Source organism: Methylobacter luteus IMV-B-3098 (assembly GCF_000427625.1).
Lineage (GTDB): Bacteria > Pseudomonadota > Gammaproteobacteria > Methylococcales > Methylomonadaceae > Methylobacter > Methylobacter luteus.
In genome coordinates, this window is the sequence record NZ_KE386569.1 from 3829300 (window position 1) to 3853472 (window position 24173).

Genomic DNA, 24173 nt, shown 5'->3' on the forward strand with positions numbered 1-24173 from the left:
TGGCGGTGTCATCGCTTGGATCGCTCATGATGGCTAACCCGCTGAATGTATTCGCCCAGGCAGGTGGCGAAGGCTCAGCAGTCCTGCGTCCGCAGGACAAGCCAGTGCAAGAGCCATTGGGCGAAGCGTTGAAGCCTCGCATCCTGGTCTTCGACGTTAATGAGACCATGCTGGATCTGAATGCGCTTAGGCCGCAATTCGAGCGGCTGTTCGGCAGCGGCGCCGCACTGGATGAGTGGTTTTCGCTGCTTTTGCAATACGCCATGGTGGTGACCCTGACCGATGCGTACTCCGACTTTGGCACCATCGGCAGAGCGACTCTGGAAATGCTGGCCGACAGCAAGGGCATTCGGCTCTCTGACGAGGACAAGAACCGGATTCTGCAAGGCATACTCTCCCTGCCACCCCATCCGGACATGCTGGAAAGCCTGAAGCGCTTGCGCACTGCAGGCTTCCGGATGGTTACGCTGACCAATTCGAGTCCAATGGCTGTCAAAGCACAGCTGCAGAACGCCGGCCTCGCCGACTATTTCGAGGAATCTATCTCTGTAGATTCCGTACGCCGTTACAAGCCTGATTTACAGGTCTACCGGATCGCCGCCGCACACCTTGGCGCCAAGCCGAGCGAACTGCTGCCTTTGGCGCCGGATTTCATTGAAGCGCTAAAGCAGAAATAGCGCTAGATGAGGACTGGACGCATACGTCCCATTCTTTGCACGCAGGCTTCCTCCAGACAACACCCCACGATATTGCCCTTGCCTTCGGCTAGTCGTTATAATCGTCAACATAGGTTAAATGTTAATCAATATCGGTTCTCCGACAGGAGACTTTCACCCCATAAGTTCACGCCCATGCCGGGCGTATACATGTCACTCAAGGCGACGCTCCGCTGAGCGCCCCTTAACACGGAGTTATGCATCATGAGAGCAGAATCAGAACCAGTAATTGTGGATTTCCCACTGCGCGGGGAATGGGTAGCTGCGTATACCCCGGCAGAGCAGATACCGAGCCATGGTAGCGATAAGCTCGGCCAACGATTTGCATATGACTTTGTGCGAATCCAAAGAGAGGAGGAGGGCTGGAAGTTCTTCCGTCCCCCAGTCATCGCCTATGCCCTGTTCGGCGTCAGGCTTAAGGATTGTTATGGTTGGGGCGAACCGATCTATGCACCTTTCGATGGTTTGGTCATCTCCGCCAACGACGGATGGCCCGAAAGGAAACGATTGCATTTTCTGCGGGACATGGCCATGGTCCTCAAGAATGCACTGTTCTTCAACCCAGAAAAGATTGGTGATCTCAGGTCGATTCTTGGCAACCACGTAACTCTCAAAATGAAGGACAGAGAGGTTTACGCTTTCTTCGCCCATGCGCGGCTCGATTCTGTGCGGGTTCATGAAGGCGATCACGTGAGGTGCGGTCACTATCTCGCGGATGTTGGTCATTCAGGCAACTCCACAGCACCGCATCTTCACTTCCAGCTCATGGACAGGGCCAACATCCTCGAAGCACAAGGTGTGCCGTGTGGATTCCGAGAATACCAGGCATTGACCGATGGCGTGTGGAGGGAGGTTAAAGAGGGGATTCCGGGCAAGAGGGAATTCATCAGATATGGCGTATAACACATCGGTGAACCGGACGCTCCGCCGCGACGCGGCTCCGCGCCGATTACCTCTGTGTTGAGCGAATAATTTGCGACCAATAGCAGCCGTCCGAAAATACACAACGACCGATAGAAATTGGCCGGATTTCGCCAGTCAGTCCACAGGCTAAAATCGACCTCAAACAGTCAATCAGATTTGTTTTTAAAAAGATAAACAGATTGCCAATCCAAATATTGGACAAACGATATCGAAATATCTAAACAGAGTTAAATTAAAGGGACGCTCAGTAATAAATTCACTGTAGCCGAACGAAATCCCGCAGATGAGTTCCAAAACCAACTTTGAAAAGGCCAACCCAATTTCGGGGCAGACACGAGTGTTGCACAGCGCGGATTGGATGGTTTGTGAGAAATTTCCTTAAGGAAATCAATCCGTCTAGTCCGGGTGTTCAACGCCACATGACGCCAACAATTTACTGTCAGGCTCATGCAGCCCGAAAGCATTGCGAATCGCCGAGCCAAGGCCGAAGTGCAAACCGATCAGGTCATCTTCCTGCATGCTTGCAATGGCGGTTTTGTGGTCGTCCTCCAGGACAACCATTAGCCGAGCGATAGCTTCGTCAACGGTTTCCGGAGGCTGGATATTTTGCTGAATGAGGTCTGGCCAGTTTTTAGTCAATTTAACTCAACCCCATAATTTACAAAAAGTTAGCGCACAATGTGACGAATTGATGACAAGGTTATCCACAATTTCTGTGGATAACCTTCACAAAAAGGATTTTCCATTATCTTTAGATCTTTTTATCGGCTGCCAGGATTAGGTAGACGCTGGCCTCTCCGATGTTAAGCTGGCGGGCAATCTGAGCTTTTGCTACGCCATTGGACGCGAGGGCAACGACTTCCTGGCGCAGTTCAGTGGCCAAGAGTTTTCGGCCTTTATACTTGCCCGCGGCTTTCGCCTTGGCAACCTCTTCCCGCTGCCGCTCCAACATGATTTCCCGTTCGAATTGAGCGACACCACCCAGGGCGGTGAGCATCAGCTTGCCGGTGGACGTCTGCGTATCCATGCCCAGGTTAAGAATGCGCAAGCCTACCTGCTTTTTTCCAGCGTCTGAATAAGGGTCATGAGGTCCGCCACGGACCGGGCTAACCGATCCAGCTTAGTCGCTACCAGGACATCGCCTTCTCGGGTAAATCCAAGGCAGCTTCCAGCTGAGCCCGAACAGCGACCGAGGAGACCTGCTCCAGAAAGATTTTTTGACACTGAGTCGCTTCGAGCTCTCTCAGCTGTGCTTCAAGCTCTGCAATTTGTTCAGTAGTCGAGGTTCTGGCATAACCGATAATCATGGCGCCCGGTAACGAGTGTCCCTACCGCGACCGGTCCCACTTACTCAGAAGCGCTGTTGCGGACCTTAAAATACTGTCCACAATGGCCCTCGCAAGGCTTTGCCTCCCTGTTGGCCGCTCGCGAATGGATGAACCGCTTCGTGCACTGGTACAACGAAACGCACCGCCACAGCCAGATCCGGTTTGTTACGCCGGCACAACGCCATCGGGGCGAAGATCGGGTGATTCTAAATCGGCGTATTCAGGTCTGTGTCCAGGCCAAAGAGCGGATGGTCAGGGGCAACAAGAAACTGGACGCCAGTAGGCCCTGTCACTCTGAATCCGGAGCGAAACAATGTAGATACCTCAATCCCAGTCCGGCTGCCTATGAAAAATTACCTGCGGCGATATGAACTATTGTTGAGGTGATTTTTTTCCAACGTTTTATTCTGTTGTGCAAAGGCGCTGAACACTCTGGCGCGCCTTGACAAAGACTTTGCGGCGTCAACCGCCTGGTCCGTTTCTATCCGATGCCAAGCGTAACGTTCGTAGACCGTACAGCAACAACGCATTGATCGCATAGCAGATAACGATCGGGAAGGTGTTGCGCGGCATCTGTAACTGTTCACTTGAAATGGGGATATCAAATGAAAAAACGTACTTTATTGGGGCTGGCCACAGTCTCTTCGCTTTTATTCAGCAGTCAAGGCGCATTCGCACACAGTGCTGCCGAGGCCCAGCCGGGCGGATTGCGCGACTTGATGGGGCATAGCGCCGCGGTCGCATTCGGCAAAGTCGTCGATATTCAATACCGCAATTCCGAACCGGACTCGGGAAGAACCCAATGGGGTGCCGCATACTTTCGTTACTTATGCCATTGACACTGTGTTCCGTGGATCCTTGCCCGAAAAATTCACCCTGCGCATTCCGGGCGGCGCCGACGGTAAAGGCGGCGTGTATACCGAAACGACTGCGCCCACCTTTGCGCGCGGCGAAACCGATGTGCTCTTTATCGAAGGCGGCGAGCCGGGCGATTGCCAATTGGTCGATTGTGTCGGAGGGCGCTTTCGCGTCTCCGAAGACCACATCTACAACGGCTACGGCGTGCCCTTGGTCGAAGCCGAAAAAACGCTAAGCTTCGGCGGCAAGCCTCATTTCGATCTGAATACGATGGAGGTGCCGCGTCCCGATTTCGATAAAGTCATCACCCAGGCCGAAACCATCGCCTGGCTGAAAGAGAACCAGATCGACGAAAGCCGGCTGGACGAACTACGCAAAAAATACGAGGTGGAAGCGCCTGCTTTTTATCGCATCAATTTACAGGCGGAAGGCATCAGCGACAGAGACGATGATTCCGGCGAGGAAGAAGCCGGTGTCATCGACAAATACCGCGATCCGCTCAGCACCACCGAATTTTTCACCCTGCTGGAGCATTTCAACGCCGAGCTGGGTCCGCCCGATCTGAAAGTCGTCGAAGCGGACCCCGGCCAGGCATTTTTCGTCAAGCCGCCCGTTGCCGAACCGATGCAGGAGGCCAGAACCGTCCTGCCCAAGGCCAGCGAGGAAGAACTCAGAGAACGCGAGAGATTGGACAGATTATCCCAGGGGGATGAGCCCGATAGCACTGTCCAGCTCCGATAAACTCACCGTTAACTAATCGAAAGGAATATAACTCATGAAACAGATCAGATTTTTTGTGATGTCGCTCCTGTTGGTGGCGGCGCAATCGGCATTCAGCGCCTCCTGGCTGGAATGCGACGGCGACAGCGGAAAGAAAATGCGTTGGGGCGGAAACTCGACGAGCGCGCGCATCAATACCACCAGTTTTTCCGGCAGCGCATTGACCGCTGCGCAGCGCGGCTTGAGCGCCACTAATGCGAACCCCTCGCCGTTTGTGATCAACGCCACGACAGAAACCGGCGGCGTCTCGCGCGGCAACGGCCAGAACGAAATCTATGCCAAGAACATATCGCCGCCCGGCGTGGCCCAGATGAATTATCATTGCTACTGGTTTTTCGGCTGGCATTACGGCCTGGACGAAGTGGACATCGTGCTCGATTCCGAGCGCACCTGGACCAGTTCCACCGCCAAATCGGCCAACTTCACATACACGGGCTCCGCCCGCCCGATCGACTCGGTGATCACCCATGAAGCGGGACACCTGCTGGGACTGATGCACGTGAACTGGGAATACAACGTAATGGGCGATTCCTGGCGGCATCACCATGCCAACGGCACGCAAGCGAACATTTATTTCGGCGAAGATGCTTCCCATGGTTCGCGCGTTCTGTACGGCTCTCAAAACAGCGCTTTCAACGACGTATCGGTCACGCATTGGCGGCGTACCGGCGCGGACGGCGAATATTCCAGCCATGGCCGGGTACGTGTCCGCAACAACGCGAATACCGCGACATTGACCGGCATCACGATCAACGGCGAACCCGGTTTCCGCGTCACTCGCGGCACCCTGGTCAGACCGGAATTTACGCTCGAAAACAACGGCAAATCGACCAAGAGCAACATCGGCTTCGGCATCTACGTCTCGAGCAACGACTTCATCAGCACGGGTGATCGGCGCATCGCCGGCGGCACCTTCGGCTCTTTGAGCCCGGAAGATGTGCACACGACCACCATCCCGGTCTTCATTCCGAGCGATTTGACAGCCGGCAAGGATTATTGGCTTGGAATCATCATCGATGAAGACAATGCGATTAGCGAAGTGAATGAATCGAATAACCAGGCCTATATTCCAATCCGAATCCAATAATCAGTGCCTGAAAGCGTCCCCGGAGCAGAGGGTTCTGTTCCGGGGCGTTGCTGGATAAATCGACATCTGGCTGAAGCTCATCATTTCTAGCTGTCCGGACATTTCATTAGTTACAGGACTGGTCAGGCGAAGTGGGTCATGTACGGGAAGAGGGGAGTTTCAGCGGTGGCACAGATGGAGGCTAAGTCTTAATTATATCAACGATATAATATGCTTTCGTAAATGGAAAAGCGCAGCAGTTTATCCTTTCTTTCTCATTCTCATGCCTGTCATCTCATCCCGGCACTGCGCTGTCGAGGCGGAAGGGGGTCTGCCGCATTTACCATAAAAAAGAAAATCTGGGTAAGCGCTTGCGTGCTTGCCTGTCATTGGCCGGATTTATTGCAAGTAAAGAATTTCCGGCAAGATAACTTGCCAATGCTCACATCTTAGCGCTTCCGAATTGCCTGATTTTTTTTGCCGTACCAGAATCGCCGCAACCCGAACGGCGATAATTTCGCCTTTCGGCGGCGTGAAGACCTGTGCCATCCGGGTGACTGTCACACCGTTCTTGTCGGTCAGTTCCCAGCCTGTTTTACCATCGCTTCTGGCACGCAACACTAATTCGCTACCGTAATCCAATTCCGCAATGGCGCGGTGGATCAATTTATCCGGCGCGAAATACCCGGGCCATGACAGCACCACTTGCGCCGGATCAGCCACCCAGGTGCGTTGCCCCAACCGTTGATGCCCGCTGCAAGGTTTGGGTTGCGATTTTAAACAAAGCTCTTCGCAGTCAGGAACGAAAGCATGGCGACCAGCTTGCCTGGCGCACAAGGTCAGGGTTTTGCGGGCCCGGGTCATGGCGACATAATAAAGACGACGCTCTTCATCACTAGCGGTTTGCCAGCCGCCTGCGTCCAGAATCAGCACATGATCAAACTCCTGTCCTTTGGCCCGGTGAGCGGTCAACAGCAGCATGGGCGCATGCTGTCTATCGCTGGCCGCAGACTGATTGCCGGAACGGAATTCATACAGCGCCTCAAGGACATCTGTAACCACCAGCGGGCAGTTGGGCGTGACCGATTCACACTCAATAATAAATTGGGCGAGCATCGCCTGATAGGGATGTTCAATCAGATCGGTCACATTCTGACTGTATCGGCGGCTGAACCAGCGAGACAGTGAGCCATAGCGCAACAGTATGCGAAATTTCCGTGCCTGTCGGTACCGGGCGCTCAATAAGGATAGCAGGCTATCACCTTCACGCGTGTTATGCAGATCAAGCAGATGATCGTCCCGCATCAGGCGGACGGGAATGCTTTTCTGGCGGCATAATGCCGCTATCGGCTCCAGGGCGTCCCAATGTCTGGCGATTACAGCGAAGCGTCCCCAATGGCTGGTCCGACCTGAGTTTTCCAGCGCATTCAGTCGGGTTAATTCAGCCAATGCCAGCTCGATTTCATCAAACAACTGCGGTGGCGCTTCGACAATATGTACTTTGCCTTGAGTCAAACTGTCCAGTCCGGCGAATTCACCGCCGCTGGGCTCATCTTTACGGGCATGATTGATCCGGATGGCCTGCCGGATTTTCATGCGATCCCGCACGGGCGCGATCACGCGGTTGGCGCAATGAATAATGTGCGCGGTGGAACGATAATTCTCGAGCAGATGATGGGTTCTGGCCTGATAATCGGAGGTAAATTGTTTGATAAAACGGACATTGGCGCCGCCAAAGGCATAGATGTTTTGATCATCGTCGCCCACCGCCAATAACGACAATTTATCTTCTTCACTGGTAAGCGAGCGCCCGGCCAGCGCACTGATGAGTTCGTAATGGTCGGCATTGATGTCCTGATATTCGTCGATCAGCAGGTAGCGCAAGCCGGACAGCAATCGGTCGCGCTGCACGGCAGGTCCGATGTCATCGCCCAGTTCCGCTTTTTTCAATTGAGCAGTGGCAGCCTTGATCACAACAGAAAAATCGACGGATTCGCCACGCTCAGCGGCCACAGCATAGCTGGTGCCGGTCAGACGCATCGCCAGTCCATGCAGGGTTTGCACGGTGACTCCCGCCGCATCGGCGCCGACCAGCGCCCACAAGCGCCGGCGAATTTCGATGGCGGCCGAGCGGTTGTAGCTGAGTACCATGATATCTTCCGGCAATACCAGGCACTCTCGCAGCAACCAGGCGACCCGGTGCACGATTACTTTGGTTTTGCCGGAACCGGGGCCTGCCAAAACCAAATGACTGCCTTCCATGGACGCCGCCACGATGGCCTGTTGTTCGGGATTTCTCAGGTCGGTCAGGATGCGGCGGTGTGCCGCTTCCGTAGTGGCCATTTCCAGGATGTCCTCGCGGCCGGCAAAGTAGCGGCGTACAAATTCGCCCCTGTCCATGCCGAAATAATCGACGATAAACGCCATCGCCGCCTGAATTTTGCTTAGCGCCAGACGGGCGTATTCCGCCATGACATGCACCTGGATGATTTTGTCCTTGTAATGCAGCGCCAGTTCGGCGTAATCGGACTTTTTGAACTGCCGGCGCCGTGCTTCGGCATTCAGTTGTATGCTCATTGCGGCGCGAAACACCGCTTTGCCACGTGCCAGGTGCAGCACTTCGTTGGTATCGAGATAGATCAGCGCCGCCGCCAGAGCCACATTCCAGTCGCGCACATCCAGATCCTGCAAGGTCAGATCGGCCTGCAAGGCGGCTTCCAGATCGCCTTGCTTGCTGGTGACCAGCAAATTGTTGCCTTGGCGCCGGGCGATAAAATAATTGATCAAGGCTTGCGCCAGCCGCATGCGTTTGCGGCGGATGTTTTCAATCTCCTGCCAGCTCCGCAGCAGCTTCAGGTAGCGATTATCCTGTCCAGCCGGGCGCAAGGCGAAAAATCCGCGCTGGCCGGCGTTGCTGCCAAAGGCTTCGGCAAACGATTTCAACAGCCGCGACAATTTGTCCGGCTCCAGTTCGACACCGGCATCGCGGCGCAAGGTGTCGCACAGCCGTCGGACGTTGAGTATTTGCCATTGCTCCTGATCGGCATCGGGCGCTGCCTCGCGTAAACTGGCAATCAGCGTATCTTCCAATTTGCGCAAGGCTTCAAGCCGGTCTTTGGTGTCGGGATCGCGGTAAAGCGTCACGCCGATTTCAGTATCGTTGGATACCAGCTTCAGGTGATCGAGGTCGCGCAGCATCTGCTGAACCTGATGAGAGTCGCGTCCCGTGGCCAGCATCAGGTCATCGGTGCTGATGCCTTCGTTATCCTCACTGTAAAACAATTGCGAAAGCAGCGTGATATAGGGTTCTATGTCGGCAGTCGGTCCCAGCTTTTTCTTCAGCGAGGTCCTGGCCTCATCCAGACTGGCAACCAGCAAACTGCCCGGAAACACCCGGGTATGGTTTTCCTGACGCTCTAATAAGCGGGCTTCTTCCAGCCAGGCCACGGCAATGCGGACTTTGGTGTCGGCATCGGCGGCATCGGGATCAATGCCGTGTTTGTCCGGAATTTCCAGCAGGATTTCGCCGCTGGTGACGACGACCGAGCCTTCGCTGCGGTCTTTTTTCTCGATGCTTCTCAGCGCCTTCAGGATGGCATGAATATCGTGCTGAGTCAGTCGGGAGTTACGCAACAAGCGGAATTGCACATCCAGATCGGCATCGTCGTATAACAATACGCAACGGGCAGGGGCCTGATCGCGCCCGGCGCGACCCGCTTCCTGAAGATAATTTTCCAGCGAACCCGGTGTATCCAGATGGATGACCAATCGCACATCCGCTTTGTCGACCCCCATGCCGAAGGCATTGGTGGCTGCAATCACCCGCAACTCGCCGGCAATGAAAGCTTCTTGCACCTGACGCTTTTCTTCGGGCAGCATGCCGCCATGAAAGTAGCCGCAATCCAGCCCAGCCTGCTTCAGAAACTCGGCCATTTCTTCCACGGTTTTCTGTCGGGCGCAAAAGACGATGGCTCCGCCGTCATCACGCAAAGCTTCTTCCAGCAGCCGCAACACTTCTGGGTATTTGGCCTGCGCAGGAACGGCATACACCTCATAGAGCAGATTCTCGCGGCGGACGCCGCCGGTCAACGGCTTCAACGTAATGCCCAGGCGCTTGTAGAAGTGATCGAAGATGTCCTCCATCACGTCCGGCTTGGCGGTGGCGGTAAAACAGAATATCGGCGAAGGCTTGTCTTTTTGCCGAGACTTGATAAATCGGGACACATACAAGTAGTCCGGACGAAAGTCGTGTCCCCATTTCGACAAACAGTGCGCCTCGTCGAATACCCAGGCGCCAATTTCACGGTGCATCAGCGCATTGGCAAAGGCGGTGCTTCTGAACTGTTCGGGCGCGACAAAGATCAAGCCCAGGTCGCCCAGCCGCAACTTGTCCAGCATGATGCGCCGTTCCATGGGGTTGAGCAGGCTGTTGAGATAACCGGCGCAGGTGATGCCGCGCGCTTCCAGATTATCGACCTGGTCCTTCATCAAGGATTGCAACGGCGAAATGATCACTGTCAGGCTGCCGTTGCGGTAAAAGCGCGCGAGCGCCGGCAATTGATAACACAGCGATTTGCCGCCGCCGGTCGGCAGAATGGCCAGGGTCGGTATACCGGCAAAGCCGTTTTCGACAATGGCTTGCTGCAGCGATTGGCCTTCGCCGGTAGTCGGCGTTGGCCGAAACTGGCTGATGCCCGGAAAATAACGGGGCAGCAGTTGCAGCAGATCGTGTTGCTCTCGGCACCAATGGCAATCGGGATCACTACAAGGCACATCGCGCAGCATCGCGATCAGTTCCCGGGTTTTCGGGAACGACAAGCTGACCCAGGGCGGCAGTACCGAATTGCCGCCGGCTACCCGCAGCCATGCCAGCACATACGCCAGCGGTTTATGCCATGCCTGATCGGCCAGATATTCATTAATCACCCGTTGCTGGCCGGTTTTGCATACTTTGCCAGCGGTCGCGTTTCGCCAGGCAGCCTGTGCTTCGCTCAATGCAGGACGCAAGGCGGCCCGCAATGTCGCAAAGAAACTGGCCACTCCCTTGCCGTTTTCCGGAGCCAGCAAAAAGTGCAAACACAAGACCTCGTCCGGATGTTCCTTCACGCGCTGCCGCAGCGCTTCTGCCTGATCCAGGAACAACTCGTAGGCCAGTTCAGCATCGCGTACCGGGTTATTACGGGTTGTGATGCAGAGTTTGTAGTCTTTCACCAGACGGTGATAAGGATTTTGCGGAAAGGCGACCGGAGACAGTTCCAGCGTATCGACCAGCGGCAATCGGTGCAGCAGCAGATCCGGATGCAGCAGTAACAACGCAGGCTGGTCAAAAGCAATGACATTATGCCCCAGTACAAACGCCGCGCCTTCGGTGACTTGGTTCAGTTTGGCCGCCAGATCGGCAGCCTTGCCCGATATGCGCAGTCTGGCACCGGTGTCGGGACGAAAAGCACCTATTTCCCGTAAAAATAATTGATCCTTGCGGGCAGTTTCAATGTCGATGCAAAGACATTTGGCAGGTGTTTTTTCTGGTGCTTGGGTCATTAAAATTCAGTGAAAAGCCATAGCGATAAATGAATCAGATGGGGTTGCATAACGAGCGAGTATAAGGAAGAAACGCTAATCCATGAAGTTTTCCGTTCCTGGTAAAATTGTTTAATGATTTGAAGTTCCTGCGAATAACAACCAGATTAAACTCGCCGACACCTGTCAAAGGGTTTCGTCTGTGATGTCTGATCAGCCTGAATCCTTCAGTTTGGTTTTCATCCGCACGGCAGATGTCCGCACTCGCTCGTGGATTTTCTCAATCATCAGCAATTCGTCAGACTTTGAGACTGCTGATTGAAGCATGGTTACAGTATTCGGTAAGGCTAACTCGACACGCTGAATCATGTCCGCCATGGTTTTTTGGACAAGCTGCGGTTTAGCAGCGATGTCTTCAGCGAAACGATCCCAATGGCGGAGCATCAGCCATCGTGGCCGGTTTTCACCGCCAATCCTGAACGCCAGTTTCTGGCTTAAGTTGGGATACACGGTGGTGCAAACCAGATCGTAAAACGGGGCCAGTCTGGTCCGCTTGCCGATGGTTATCAGCGACAAATTTTTAGCATGGCCGTCCATATTGCCGACCAGCATGCGGTCACAGGGTCTCCGTGAAAGACCTGGTTAGCAAGCGGCAGTTCAGGCGATAATGGCACGGCGTCAGGGTTGGCCAACCAATTCGGCGAATACATCCCATTTCCCCCATCTTCATTGCTCCTAAACCCCAGTTTGCAACACAACAGAACTGCAGATTGACAGCAGTAGTTCCTAACCCATAGCTAGGGGCAAAAGAGATACGCTGGATTCGGAGTGAGTGTAGAGACTGAGCATATTATAAACAGACTATATGAGATACAATCTTGCCGGGGTTTTAATTCATACGAGTCATCGCTAATAGTGTTGGGGGCATTTAAAAATGATTTTTACAAGAAAAAAAATAACAACTTCGGCAGATCGTCTTGTGTGGACTGCAAGGCCTAAGTATTTTTTTCTGTTTTTATCCTTTTCTGTATTGATCGGTTGCCAAACCGGCCTCGATGTTGACCTCAACAGTTCCAAGGCGGCAGAAGGTTTTTCGCCGAAGGATACCGACAAGCTTTTTGTCGTCGATTGTTTGTTGCCAGGTCAGGTACGTAAGCTCGGTACTCAGATGACTTACATTTCCAGTCGTCGTCCCATCAGAACAACAGCCGGTGAATGCGAAATTCGTGGTGGTGAATATATAGCTTATGATCGAGCCAATTTCGCATCGGCTTTAAAGGTATGGCTGCCACAAGCGCAACAGGGCGATGCCGAGGCGCAGGCAACGCTGGGGGAAATTTATGAAAAAGGCCTTGGCGGAGTGGCTGATCCCGCAACGGCGGCTCAATGGTATTTAAAAGCTGCCGAGCAAGGCAATTCAAGAGCCCAGGTTAACCTCGGCTATCTTTATGAGAAAGGCCTCGGCGTAAAGAAAGATATTCCGACTGCGCTGAACTGGTATCGCAAAGCATCTGGGCTTGCCAACTCGGACTTGCAGTTTGCCTCTGTGACCGAAGCAGCTGTAGCGAATAATTATAAGGAGCAACTGGAGGAATTGCGCCAGGAGTCACAAAACTACGCGGAAGAAGCCAAGAGCCTGCGCAAGGAATTGGATGATACCCGGCAGCAATTGTCCAGTCATCAGCGCAAACTGTCGGAACTTCGCAGACAGCTTGATAGTACTCGGGATAAGCTGGAGCAGGAGCGCGGGAAATCCAACCGCAACGATGCGGTGATCCACTCTTTGGAAAAAGAATTGGAGGAGAAATTATCCAGCCTGAATGCCCAGCAGACCAAAGTTTCTCAGCTTGAAATCCAATTCAATAAAGAACAACAGCAAGCCAAGGCCGGAGATAGCGCATCCGGTGTAGCCAATGATTCTGGGCGTCAGCAGCAGACGGCACAATCCAAACAGAAGCTGGAGCAACTGCAAGGACAATTGAAATTGCTGGAAGCAGAGTACCAGAATACCTCTATCCGTATCAAAAGCGATATGAGCGCAATGGAAGGCAAAGCAACTCAAACGGGCTCCACACAGGAAAAACTTGCCCTTGAGAAATTGCGCGGCAAACTCAAACAGGACAAGAGCGAGTTGTTGACTCAGGGGCTGCAGATCAAGGAATTGAAAAAAACGATCGAGCAAGAGCAACAGGCCTTGGCTAGTCTTAAAGACGCTCCGGCTGATACGTTAGCGCAAAACGGTCCGGCCATTGATATTATCGATCCGCCGATGACGCTGACCCGCGGCATACCGAGTTATCAATTAAGATCTATCGACCGCAGTAAAAAAATCGTTGGCAAGGTTGGCGCTGCAGATAGCCTGAAAACGCTGAAGATCAATGAGCAAGACACGCCGGTCGATGCTGACGGTGTATTCCGCACCGATATCGCTATCGAGAACGCAATGACGCCAGTGAAGATCGTAGCGATCGACAAACAGGGCAAACAAAGCATCGTGACCTTCAATCTGTTGGCTAAAACGCAGGAAGCGGCAGCCGATGAAAAGAGCTTGCCGGTCAAGGCCAGTTCAAAATCCTACCCATCCGTTGATTTCGGCCGTTTCTATGCGTTGATCATCGGCAATAATGACTACAAGCAACTGCCGACGCTGAAAACATCGGTTAATGATGCCAAGGCAGTCGATGAAATGTTGCGGACACGTTACGGCTATAAAACCACCTTGTTAATCAATGCCAGCCGGCATCAGATCATGACCGCTTTCAATGAGCTGAGAAAAGTGCTGAACGAAAAGGATAACCTGCTGATTTATTACGCTGGTCATGGCGAGATCGACAAGCATGATCAAAGCGCTTACTGGCTGCCATCCGATGCGGAGCCGGATAACAACGCTAACTGGCTGTCCAGTCATAACATCACGCAGTACCTGAGCATTCTTCCTGCCAAGCATATTCTGATCATTGCTGATTCGTGCTATTCCGGTGCCATGACTGAAACCGCGATTGTGCGCCTGCCGGGCGAAATGCCCGAAGAAAAACGCGAGAAATGGCTGAAGTTCATGAATAACCGCAAAGCCAGAACCGTCATGACATCGGGCGGTGTCAAACCGGTGCTGGATTCAGGCAACGGCGGCCATTCAGTATTCGCCAATGCATTTCTTAAGGCATTAGGCTCCAATACAGGATTGCTCGAGGATTATGAGCTATACCGAATCGTTTCCGGTAAAGTCAAGCAGTCCGCATCACAGATCGGTTTTCAGCAAAATCCGCAATATTCAGCCATGCAACATGCTGGCCACGAGGGCAGTCCGTTCTTTTTCGTGCCACAGAGTTGATAAGACGAGCATGATTTGAAAAGTAAGCGATTTTTATTGGATATAGAGAAATACAATGAATGCAGACGATTTAGCTGATGACGCTACACAAATCGCGCCGACAAGAACAATAGGCCAGTCATCCGATGAGGCAGATACAATAATGCACGCGCCTGAACAGGATGCTGATGAAACAGTTCTGGCCCAGCCGGCAAAAAAGCCGGTTACGGTCGACAATGATGCTACCGTTCTGGCCGCGACAGGCTTCGGAGAGATTCACCAAGCGGGAAAGGCTGAAGTATTAAAGGTAGGATCAATACTGAACAAGCGCTTTGTGCTCAGGGAAGTGCTCGGCAGCGGTGGCATGGGTACGGTGTTCAGAGCAACCGATTTACGTCGTCAGGAAGCGCAGGATCAGCAAACCGATGTCGCGCTGAAAGTATTGAATGAAGAATTCAGGGATGATCCTGAACTGTTCATTGCGCTGCAGCGTGAAACAAAAAAGTCTCAGATGCTGGCCCATCCTAATATTGTCAGTGTCTATGACTTCGATCGCGACGGCCGCAATATCTTCATGGTCATGGAAATATTGGAAGGGAAGTCGCTTTCTCAATATATACGCGAAATCGCTCCGCAAGGCGGCATTCCCTTTGATAGAGCCTGGCCGATTATTAAAGGGCTGGCATTAGCGTTGGGTTATGCGCACAAAAAGAATATCGTTCATTCAGACTTTAAACCCGGCAATATCTTTATTACCGACGGTGGTGAGGTTAAGGTGCTGGACTTTGGGATCGCCTGTGCGGCCGTAAGATCGGACCGCCAGGGGCATGATGACACGGTTTTCAATGCCCGTGATTTGGGTGCGCTGACGCCGGCTTATGCCAGTCTGGAAATGTTTGAAAATCAAGATCCCGATCCACGTGATGATATTTATGCGCTGGCCTGCGTCAGCTATGAACTGCTGGCCGGCAGGCATCCGTTCGGCAAACTGTCCGCCCAGAAAGCGCTGGAAGTCAGTCTGCAACCGCCAGCCATTCCAGGCTTGAAGCGCCGGCAATGGAACGCCCTGACGCATGCCCTGGCGCTGAAAAGAGGGCAAAGAACAGCTTCCATCTCGCAATTTCTTGATGAAATAGAGCCCAAGTCGCCCTGGCCGAAAGTCCTTGGCGCTGCGGCAATTGTGGCTTTAATTGCGTTGGCGGGCGGTTATGTCTATGTTTATCAGAATATGGACGCTGTGCCTGACGTCGTCGAGCTGACGCCAGAACAGCAGCTTCAGGTTAAGGATCTGCTTGAATTGGCGCAAATCCATTTTGAAGTCGGTTACATTACTGCGCCTTCTGGCAGCAATGCCTTATGGGCCTACCGTCAAGTGCTGTCCATCGATCCTTATAATAAAGAGGCCCTGCAGGGACTGGAGAAAATTGCTGACTTGATTGAAAAACAGGCGAACGAGTTATTCGAACAGCAAAAATTCGATGAAAGCCTGGTAAAAATCGAAGAAGGATTGGAGGCGCTGCCTAAACGGGAAAGTCTGCTGGCACTGAAAGGGCGGATATTGCAAATGAAGCGATAAGGAATTCCACCGACTGGGCCGATGGAATTCCTTTGTTTTTTCCTAAAAAGGAATCCTGACGCCCAGTTCCAGGAGATGGTTGGAAATATCGGTCTGGCCCAGGCGGGTTTCGTAGCGGAAAAAGGCCGACCGGCCTTCAGGCAGGGTGGCGGCAATGGAAGCGCCGAGGTTGAAGTAATCCCGGTCCGGACTGTCGGTCAGCGTCGTGAAATAGCCTGTGCCGCCCGGCGCACTGATAAACTGGGACTGAATGGCCCGCGCGCTGTCTTCAAACTGGTGCACCCATTCGAAGCGGGCTCCCGGCGCGATAACGCCCCAGGGCATGCTGATCGATTGGCTGAACTGGCTGCCCAGCGTCGATGTCAGCGATGAAATGGACTGGTCCGCCACGTTCAGTCCGAAGCCGGCACCGCCCTGTTCAGTATACTGGTCTATTGTGGTTTCGATATACTCGCCGCGAAGATAAGGACTGATAAAGAAATTGCGGATGTAAAAATCCTTGCCGAAACCGACGCTGCCACCGTACTGATCACCCTCTGGGTTGCTGGTTGCGATGGTGATCATGCCGGGATAGGCGATGCGCCGGTTCATGTCGTAATCATGGATGGCATAGCTCGCAACCCAATCGATGTAGAAATCCTGGGGCAGAAAATAGCTGCCGTAGACGGCAAAATCGCCCGATTGCGTGGTCATATCGCCGCCGTTGCTATTGAAATCCGTATTAGTGTGTCCATAACCGGCCGCCATGCCCATGATCAAAGCGTCGGTGAACTGATAATCGACACCCAGCGTAATGCCCTTGGTTTCAAGGTCGAAGCCTTTTTCATTGACGGTTTTGTTTTTGTCGCCGACCTTGATCTGGCCTTTCAGGAAAAAGCCCAGCGGGCTGTCCCTTAACGGCTCATCGCCGGCCGCTCCCCCCAGGGCGTTGTTGAGCGCGTTCTGCGCCATTTTGCCCAGCGCCACGTTTTCGCCGTCGACATTCATGTTGAAGCCGAGCACGGACAGGCCACCGTTATTCCGTCTGTTCCTTACCTCGATGATGCGGCCATGGATCGTCTGTAGCTGCTGCGAGCCAAAATCGACAGCCGCCGTTCCCTGCGCGGCTATCTGTTCGGGAACGATGGCATCAAGAATCTGCCTTATGTCATCATTGCTCAGCCCGGACAGATACAGTTCATCGCAACGTTGCCTGAATTCGCCGGTTGCCGCCGCGCATGACTGGTCCAGCGCTTCGGCTACCGATCTCTGGTTGGGAGTGAGATTGTCAATGTCGCTCAATGAGGGAGTTGCATTGGTTATCGCGATATCGACCGCGTCAATGCTGCCGAGCGAGGCGCCTACCGGATTGAAAAGGCGGATTGAAAACAATTCGTCTGACTCGGTCGTATCGGTATCGGCCGTGGTTTCGACCGTGATAGTTTTCGGGCTGACATCGCCATCGGTCCAGATCAATGTGCCTGACTTCCCGGTATAGTCGTTGCCGGCAAGGGCTGACTGGTTTACCGTGACGTAATCGACGCGCACCTCGCCATTGGCGCCGCCGGTTCTTTCCACTGTCACCGTGACCGCATTGCCTTCCGTTACCGTATCCCGCGATATATTGAAGGTCGCCGTGGCGGGTTCAGTCTGGTCGGTTATCGTAACCGTCGACTGGCTGGCGCCCAGCGTCAGGGCATTCGTGGGGTTGCTCAGATCGATGGTGAAGGTTTCATCCGGTTCCGTCAAGGCATCGACGTTTATCGGAATATCTATGGATTTGGTGCCTGACTCGCCGTCGGCCCAACTCAGCGTGCCGGATACGGCATCGAAATCCTGGCCGGCGATCGCGGTGCCGCCATTAGCGTTATAGTCAACCGTTACGCTGCCGCCCGAGCCGTTTGAACGCGTAGCCGACACAGTGACAAGCCCGGCATTTTCATTAACGCTATAGGTCGCGCTGTCGAGGCTGACGATACCGGCGTTGTCGTCATCGAGGATCGTCACGGTCGTGCTGCTGGTGCCCAGGCTGAGGCCGGTAGTGGGATTGCTCAGGGTCAAGGTCAATGTTTCATCCTGTTCCACGGCTGCATCGGGTCTTATTGGAAGAACGATGGTTTTTGACCCGGATTCACCATCAGCCCAGTTCAGCGTGCCGGATACGGCGTCAAAGTCCTGGCCGGCAACTGCCGATCCGTTCGCTGTGGAAAAATTGACCGAGACCGCATTGTTGGCGCCATTTAAACGCGTGGCGGAAATAGTGAGGCTGCCGTCACTTTCGCTAATGCTGTACGAGGCATTATCCAGGCTTACCGTGCCATACTGGTCATTATCGGTAATGTTGACGGTGGCGTTGCCGCCGACAGTTACAGGCGAACTACAATCAAGACTTGGCTCGCCAAGACTCAATTGGATGCCTTCGGGATTTTCGGGCAGGGAATCATCGACGATACTGATGCTCACGTTCTGTATGACTGGCGGCTGCCCACCAGGCGCGGCGTCGACAGAAAAAGAATAAGTGCCCTCGACCACACTGTAATCGCTGACTTCAGCTGCCGTTCCGCCGACCGGGACAACCGTGCCCGAAATAAAACAGTTTCCGCCATAATCGCCGTAATCCCCCGTTCCCTGAGTCACGGCAATGCCTATCTGTACGGTGCCGTCGGCTTCATTCGCCGTGTAAGAACTGGGGGCAAAATCCAAAGTCCATGCCTCCACAGAGACCGGCGTCAACGCCATGATGCTCCAGGCCGCCAATAATACAGGCTTGGAGCCATATAACCGGGGCGGCTGAAAAAAGGTATTCTGCGAGGGCGATTTCCCAGAACAAGCGGAAGGATACAGGGGATAGGCCAAAGGCAATTGCATAATATGGTAGCTCCGTATATAACAGATAGATATGTCATCCATCGGCAGCGTTATTGTTTTTTTATTTATTGCTGATAACTATGATAAATATTAACAGAATCCTGGCGGCTGAGCATGACTTGTGTGATATCGGCAGTTGAATGACAATCATCCGTAAACCTGCCTGAAAGCACTGGATAGTCACTTGCGCAGCGCCATCTCCAGTATTGTTCCAATTTTTCAAGGACTAAAAATATGCCATTAAAAACAAGCGGCTTTCCGCTGGCATTATGGCCTCTCGTCTCAAGCTCATGAGCAGGATAGCCTATGCCTGGGAACTGGGCGGAGGATATGGCCATATCGGCGCTTTTCTGTCCGTGGCAAAACAGCTTCAGGAACGCGGGCATGAGGTTGTTTTTGTGCTCAAGAACCTCGAGCATGCCCACACGTTGCTTGGCAAGTACGGATTTTCCTATCTTCAGGCGCCGGTGCGCTGGCCAGGTGTTTCGACCCTGCCGCCCGCGATAAACTATGCCGGCATCTTGCGTAACACGGGCTTCCATGAAACGGCCGGGCTTTTGGCCAGAACCCGGGCCTGGAAAACATTGATGGGGTACCTGGAACCGGATCTGCTGCTGTTCGACCACGCGCCTACCGCGTTGCTGGCCGCCCGCGATCTGAAGGTGCCGCGCGCCCTGTTCGGCACCGGTTTTTATTCGCCGCCGCGAACCAGCCCGATGCCCGCCATGCGGCCCTGGTTAAGCGTGCCGGAAAAAGAACTGGTCAATAGCGAAGCCCGGATCATCATGACGATCAACTCTGTCATGGATCTGATCGGTGGCCGTCATTTGACGGTGCTGGCGGATTTGTTCGAGGCCGAGGAAGATTTTCTCTGCACCCTGCCTGAAATCGACCATTATCAAGGACGCAAGCAAGTTGTCTATTGGGGACCGGCTTTCAGCCATGCGGAAGGGTTTGATCCGATCTGGCCTTCCGTGGGCGACAAGCGCCTCTTCGCTTACCTGAACAAGGACTATGCCGGCCTGGAGCCGTTGCTGCAGCAATTACGGGCTTCGTCCTGGTCGGTGCTGGTGCATATACCGGGCACGACCCCGGCATTTATGCATAAACACAGCAGCGCCAATCTGCATATTTCAGCGCAACCGGTGAACCTGCGGCAAGTAGGTAAACAGTGCGAACTGGCCATTTGCCATGCCGGAGCAGGCACGGCGGCGGCCATGCTGCTGTCCGGCAAGCCTTTGCTGATGCTGCCGATGCATCTGGAGCAATCGCTGACAGCGAGAAACGTCGCTTTGCTCGGCGCCGGCATAGGCATTCCGCCTGAGACGAAAAAACCGAATTATCGTGCCGCGGTCATGGATATTTTATCCAATGCCAAATACACAAAAGCGGCAGAACAATTTGCCGATAAATACGCTTCGTTCGATCCGGGAGAGCAAGCTATCCGCATCGCCGACCGCTGCGAGGCGCTGATGCGCTGAAATCAGGTTTACAAGCTAGCGGGCGATACTGACGCTGGCTTTATCGAGAGTGATGCTGAACACTTCATTTTGCCCCGGCTTCATTTCAACAGAGGCTTTCCATTGCGCGTGATCGAGATCGCGGAAAGCCGCTAGAACGGCTATGTAACGGGCGCCCGATTGCCGTTCGTGTTGATTGACGATTTTTTGTCCGGGCCTGATTTCCAGTTCTTCGCGATATTTGATGTCCTTGCCGACCAGCGCCTGATCGTTCTCGTACAAGGCAAAAAAATCGCTGTTATTAAAAGCGGCCAGGCTTTCAAGCTGGTAGATGCGCACCACCAGAGGCGATGCCCTGCCTTCGATGTCGGGATTCAGCTCATTACCGGCGGCAAGTTTAAGCTCAACCGTGAAGGGGACCGGCGCGGGCGTCACAACCGGAGGCGGAGCCTCTTCCTGGAACAGGCCGCAGCCGTTCAAAGCGAGCGTACTGCAAATAATCAGGCAGGGCAGCGTATTGGCGCGTGTAAAACCAGTGATGCTAAGCACGTGTAAGCCTCGAATCCTTAAATGAACGGTGAGTTTGAAATCCGTTTCTGATCACCCATTGGATAGCTGGGCGATGCTTATGAACGGAAAACCGGGGAATTTTAAAAAATGTGCCCGATTCTAGCGTTAAAGCCACAAGCCCGCAAGACTCCACCTTGAGTTCGAACGTCTGTTCAATAGTCGATGGAGCAACTTCAATCCGGTTGATTCGGAAAATTACAATAATCACGGTTCACGTTGTATATTAACCACCAAAAAGGCTTTTAATATTTACGGTTGGATATTTTCGCTGGACGAAAGCATCATGTGTTCAAGAATAGGGTGGGTATGTCGTCGCTATCGCTAAAAATAATATCATTCAAAGGTCAGCCTGTTGATGCCGGCACCGAAGCCGTTTTCGACAGCCGGGGCGGAACAATCGGCCGTGCCGGCGAGAATACACTGGCCCTGCCGGATCCCGAGAAATTCGTATCCCGGCAGCATGCCGCCATTACGTTCGAGAACGCACATTATCTGATCAGGGACTCCAGTTTGAGCGGTACCTATATCGACGACCAGGAGCCTCCGCTTAATAACGCCACACAGACGCTGGCCGACGGCATGCGCCTGAGGATAGGAGAGTACGAAATCCTGGTTTCGATTGCACCGGAACCGCAAGCGGACAATTCCGCTTTCGAGCCTGACCTGTTTGCCTCGCCGTTTGAGGCCCCTGCTGCCGGACATCCAGCTTACGCATCCGGTCCTTTTGCATCGGCAGACGACATTTTTAACAGTTCGCCAAATGATGATCCCCACCTGAATGCACTGCTTCACAATACCGATGCCGCGCCTTTTCCGGTATTTGACAATCCGCAGCATCCCGATCGGAGCCAAGGACAACCGGGTTTTGAAAGTCTGATGCAGGCCGACATTCCGACGATCCACGACAGTTTCATCCCGCCTGAGCCCATGGCGACTTCGCAAGGCAGCAATGAAATTCCCGATGACTTTAATTTCGAGGATTTATTCAATACCGGGCCCGACCCGCAGGCCGATGACCCTAGCTGGTTTCAGGGATTCGAACCGGAGGCCGAGGAAGAACTGTCGCCGGTGACGGCGGAAGCTGAATCCGTGCCCGAGGATTCGCTCGGCAAGCTGCTGGAACCGGAAAGGCCCGTATTTACCGATCCGACTCCGGTTGCCGCGCCTTCCATGCCGGATGCGCCGGCGGCTCCCGCACAGGCCCGGCCTGTCAGCCAGGCAGTGGTTTCAAACGAACTGTTCGATGCATTCCTGCAAGGCGCCGGCCTGGAAAACAAGGCGCTGCAAGCGCAGGCCGCGCCGGAAACCATGCGCCGTATCGGCTTGATGTTCAGAAAGCTGGTCGAAGGCACGGTGGCGGTATTAAGAAGCCGCGCGGAGTTTAAGAGCCAGTTCCGCGTCAGCATGACCACCATCAAGACCGCCAATAACAATCCGCTTAAATTCGCCGTGACGACCGAGGATGCGATGACGCACCTGGTCAAAAACGGGCAGGGCGGCTTCAAGGACTCGGTCGAGGCGATCGATGAGGGCTTCAACGATATCATGAGTCACCAGATGGCCATGCAGGCCGGTATTCAGGCATCGCTGGCGCAGATTTTAAGGCAGTTCGACCCGAAGCTGATCGAAAAACAGTTCGAGGAAGGGCTGGTTCTGCAAAAGAAATCAAAATGCTGGGATAAATATACCAATCTCTATCCGCGCGTGGTCGAGCAGGCGATGGAGGATTTTTTCGGCGATGCCTTTGCGGAAGCCTATGAAAAACAGATGAAGCAGTTAAGCAATCCACGGTCAGGCAAATAAGAATAACAACATTCCAAATCCAGGCTTTTTGGGCAGGCTATTTGCCGTTCAGTGCGGGGGGCACGATAAACAATGTCAGAGAATAACAAGGTAATCTGGTCGCAGGGCATGTTCCTGCGCCCGCAACATTTTCAGCAGCATGACCGCTACATCGAAGCCCTGGTGCGGGGGCGGTGCGGTACGGGAAAGGCCCATGACTGGGGCGTCGTCAGGCTGAGAATCGACCAGCGGCAATTGGCGATGGGCAAATTCGCGCTTGCCGAATGCAGCGGTATTTTTCCCGATGGCACGCCATTCAACCTGCCGGCCGATGACGAGCTGCCTCAGCCGATCGATATTCCGGTCGACGTGCAAAACAGCATCATCTATTTGTCCCTGCCGGCGCGCCTTGAAGGTTCCATCGAAGTCGACAGTGCCGAAAAGCCCAATAATCTGGCGCGCTATCATGCCCTGGAAACAGAGGTCAGGGATCACAATACCAACAGCAATGAAGTCTCCGAGGTCATGATAGGCCGACTGCACACCAGCCTGATGCTGGAGAGGCAGGAACGCGCCGGCCATATTTGCATTGGCGTAGCCCGGGTCATCGAATCCCGCGCCGACAAGAATGTGATTCTCGACGAAGAGTTCATCCCGCCCAGCCTCGACTGCCATGCGAATCCCAAAATCAGCGGATTCATCAAGGAGCTCTGCGGCCTGCTGCACACCCGGGGCGAGGCCTTGGCGGGAAGGGCATCGGAAGCGGGGCGCGGCGGCGTTGCGGAAATCTCCGATTTTTTGCTGCTGCAGGTCGTCAACCGGCTGGAACCGCTGTTCGAGCATCTGCAAAACCTGCCCGGCATGCATCCGGAGGAATTCTACCGCATTGCGCTGCAAGTGGCCGGCGAACTGTCGACCTTCTCCAAGCCCAAAAAGCGCCCCGTCAGTTTTCCCGTTTACAAACACGATAACCTGCAGCTCACCTTCAGCTATGTCATCGAGGAAATACGCAACTGCCTGAGTCTGGTGCTGGAGCAGAATGCCATACCGATCCCGCTGACACCGCCCAAGTACGGCACGCGTGCCGCTAAAATACCCGATTACAATTTGCTGAAGGACGCTTTCTTCGTGCTGGCCGTGAACGCGCAGGTGCCGGTCGAGATGTTGCGCAGCCAATTCCCGACCCAGGTTAAAATCGGCCCGGTCGAGCAAATCCAGCAACTGGTCAGATCCGCATTGCCCGGCATCACCGTGCATCCGCTGCCGGTCGCGCCCCGCCAGATCCCCTATCACGCGGGATTTTCCTATTTCGAGCTGAACAAGCAGAGCGAACTGTGGCAGCAGATGCACAAGTCCGGCGGCTTCGCCATTCACATCGCGGGCGAATTTCCCGCTCTTGAACTAGAATTTTGGGCAATTAAAAACGGGTAACACAG

15 protein-coding genes and 3 pseudogenes are annotated in these 24173 nt (G+C 53.9%); 11 read left to right on the forward strand and 7 right to left on the reverse strand.

Annotated elements, in window-relative coordinates; translation table 11 throughout:
- Positions 1-26: 26 nt before the first annotated feature.
- Positions 27-677: a haloacid dehalogenase type II gene (locus METLU_RS25935; protein WP_051300031.1), complete on the forward strand. Its 651-nt coding sequence runs from the start codon at positions 27-29 to the stop codon at positions 675-677.
- A 243-nt stretch (positions 678-920) separates the two neighbouring features.
- On the forward strand, positions 921-1619 hold the full coding sequence (locus METLU_RS0120350; protein ID WP_027159841.1) for a M23 family metallopeptidase: 699 nt from the start codon (positions 921-923) through the stop codon (positions 1617-1619).
- Positions 1620-2036: 417 nt separating this feature from the next.
- On the opposite strand, the gene METLU_RS25940 is transcribed toward METLU_RS0120350, so the two are convergent.
- The 3 genes and pseudogenes from METLU_RS25940 to METLU_RS29230 all read right to left on the reverse strand — a co-directional run.
- Entirely contained in the window at positions 2037-2279 is a 243-nt protein-coding gene (locus tag METLU_RS25940; protein ID WP_036243951.1) for a DUF6794 domain-containing protein, read from the reverse strand.
- Positions 2280-2391: 112 nt separating this feature from the next.
- Positions 2392-2592 carry a helix-turn-helix domain-containing protein gene (locus METLU_RS28815; protein WP_231383712.1) on the reverse strand — a complete coding sequence of 67 codons (201 nt, stop codon included), beginning with the start codon at positions 2590-2592 and terminating at the stop codon, positions 2392-2394.
- Between the two features lie 6 nt (positions 2593-2598).
- A pseudogene (locus METLU_RS29230) lies at positions 2599-2947 on the reverse strand (recombinase family protein); the annotation flags it as partial.
- A gap of 41 nt (positions 2948-2988) precedes the next feature.
- Here METLU_RS29230 and METLU_RS28110 point away from each other — a divergent pair.
- The 4 genes and pseudogenes from METLU_RS28110 to METLU_RS0120375 form a co-directional block, all read left to right on the forward strand.
- A pseudogene (locus METLU_RS28110) lies at positions 2989-3355 on the forward strand (hypothetical protein); the annotation flags it as partial.
- A gap of 218 nt (positions 3356-3573) precedes the next feature.
- On the forward strand, positions 3574-3807 hold the full coding sequence (locus tag METLU_RS0120365; RefSeq protein ID WP_027159842.1) for a hypothetical protein: 234 nt from the start codon (positions 3574-3576) through the stop codon (positions 3805-3807).
- A gap of 19 nt (positions 3808-3826) precedes the next feature.
- Positions 3827-4567 carry a hypothetical protein gene (locus tag METLU_RS0120370; RefSeq protein WP_027159843.1) on the forward strand — a complete coding sequence of 247 codons (741 nt, stop codon included), beginning with the start codon at positions 3827-3829 and terminating at the stop codon, positions 4565-4567.
- A 34-nt stretch (positions 4568-4601) separates the two neighbouring features.
- The gene (locus METLU_RS0120375) at positions 4602-5693 is read left to right on the forward strand and encodes a CARDB domain-containing protein (protein WP_027159844.1); all 1092 of its coding nucleotides are present in this window, start codon (positions 4602-4604) and stop codon (positions 5691-5693) included.
- Between the two features lie 378 nt (positions 5694-6071).
- On the opposite strand, the gene METLU_RS0120380 is transcribed toward METLU_RS0120375, so the two are convergent.
- Both METLU_RS0120380 and METLU_RS0120385 read right to left on the reverse strand, forming a co-directional pair.
- Positions 6072-11213, reverse strand: a complete 5142-nt coding sequence (locus METLU_RS0120380) for a RecQ family ATP-dependent DNA helicase (protein ID WP_027159845.1) — start codon at positions 11211-11213, stop codon at positions 6072-6074.
- 192 nt (positions 11214-11405) lie between these two features.
- Positions 11406-11810 (reverse strand): annotated as a pseudogene (locus METLU_RS0120385) (HipA domain-containing protein); the annotation flags it as partial.
- A 361-nt stretch (positions 11811-12171) separates the two neighbouring features.
- On the opposite strand from METLU_RS0120385, the gene METLU_RS0120390 reads away from it, so the two are divergent.
- Together METLU_RS0120390 and METLU_RS25950 are read left to right on the forward strand one after the other, a co-directional pair.
- Positions 12172-14523, forward strand: a complete 2352-nt coding sequence (locus METLU_RS0120390; protein WP_231383656.1) for a caspase family protein — start codon at positions 12172-12174, stop codon at positions 14521-14523.
- Positions 14524-14578: 55 nt separating this feature from the next.
- Entirely contained in the window at positions 14579-16078 is a 1500-nt protein-coding gene (locus METLU_RS25950) for a serine/threonine-protein kinase (protein ID WP_036243338.1), read from the forward strand.
- A 42-nt stretch (positions 16079-16120) separates the two neighbouring features.
- Here the strand turns inward: METLU_RS25950 and METLU_RS0120400 are convergent, their stop codons facing one another.
- Complete coding sequence (locus METLU_RS0120400; protein WP_027159848.1) at positions 16121-18925, reverse strand: autotransporter family protein; 2805 nt, start codon at positions 18923-18925, stop codon at positions 16121-16123.
- 269 nt (positions 18926-19194) lie between these two features.
- On the opposite strand from METLU_RS0120400, the gene METLU_RS0120405 reads away from it, so the two are divergent.
- A complete protein-coding gene (locus tag METLU_RS0120405; RefSeq protein WP_231383657.1) occupies positions 19195-20406 on the forward strand; it encodes a glycosyltransferase in 1212 nt (403 codons plus the stop codon).
- Positions 20407-20421: 15 nt separating this feature from the next.
- On the opposite strand, the gene tssJ is transcribed toward METLU_RS0120405, so the two are convergent.
- Positions 20422-20934 carry a type VI secretion system lipoprotein TssJ gene (gene tssJ / locus METLU_RS25955; RefSeq protein WP_051300032.1) on the reverse strand — a complete coding sequence of 171 codons (513 nt, stop codon included), beginning with the start codon at positions 20932-20934 and terminating at the stop codon, positions 20422-20424.
- A 327-nt stretch (positions 20935-21261) separates the two neighbouring features.
- Here tssJ and tagH point away from each other — a divergent pair, with 327 nt between their 5' ends.
- Both tagH and tssK read left to right on the forward strand, forming a co-directional pair.
- Positions 21262-22758 carry a type VI secretion system-associated FHA domain protein TagH gene (gene tagH, locus METLU_RS0120415; RefSeq protein ID WP_027159850.1) on the forward strand — a complete coding sequence of 499 codons (1497 nt, stop codon included), beginning with the start codon at positions 21262-21264 and terminating at the stop codon, positions 22756-22758.
- A 72-nt stretch (positions 22759-22830) separates the two neighbouring features.
- Positions 22831-24168 (forward strand): type VI secretion system baseplate subunit TssK, encoded by a 1338-nt coding sequence (gene tssK / locus METLU_RS0120420; protein ID WP_027159851.1) that lies wholly within the window; start codon positions 22831-22833, stop codon positions 24166-24168.
- Positions 24169-24173: the final 5 nt, after the last annotated feature.

Excerpts from the sequence above, each read along its gene's own strand:
- METLU_RS25935 (WP_051300031.1), top strand. The coding sequence starts at position 27 with ATGATGGCTAACCCGCTGAATGTATTCGCCCAGGCAGGTGGCGAAGGC.
- METLU_RS0120350 (WP_027159841.1), top strand. The coding sequence starts at position 921 with ATGAGAGCAGAATCAGAACCAGTAATTGTGGATTTCCCACTGCGCGGG.
- METLU_RS28815 (WP_231383712.1), bottom strand. The coding sequence starts at position 2,592 with ATGTTGGAGCGGCAGCGGGAAGAGGTTGCCAAGGCGAAAGCCGCGGGC.
- METLU_RS0120365 (WP_027159842.1), top strand. The coding sequence starts at position 3,574 with ATGAAAAAACGTACTTTATTGGGGCTGGCCACAGTCTCTTCGCTTTTA.
- METLU_RS0120375 (WP_027159844.1), top strand. The coding sequence starts at position 4,602 with ATGAAACAGATCAGATTTTTTGTGATGTCGCTCCTGTTGGTGGCGGCG.
- METLU_RS0120380 (WP_027159845.1), bottom strand. The coding sequence starts at position 11,213 with ATGACCCAAGCACCAGAAAAAACACCTGCCAAATGTCTTTGCATCGAC.
- METLU_RS25950 (WP_036243338.1), top strand. The coding sequence starts at position 14,579 with ATGAATGCAGACGATTTAGCTGATGACGCTACACAAATCGCGCCGACA.
- METLU_RS0120400 (WP_027159848.1), bottom strand. The coding sequence starts at position 18,925 with ATGCAATTGCCTTTGGCCTATCCCCTGTATCCTTCCGCTTGTTCTGGG.
- METLU_RS0120405 (WP_231383657.1), top strand. The coding sequence starts at position 19,195 with ATGGCCTCTCGTCTCAAGCTCATGAGCAGGATAGCCTATGCCTGGGAA.
- tagH (WP_027159850.1), top strand. The coding sequence starts at position 21,262 with ATGTCGTCGCTATCGCTAAAAATAATATCATTCAAAGGTCAGCCTGTT.
- tssK (WP_027159851.1), top strand. The coding sequence starts at position 22,831 with ATGTCAGAGAATAACAAGGTAATCTGGTCGCAGGGCATGTTCCTGCGC.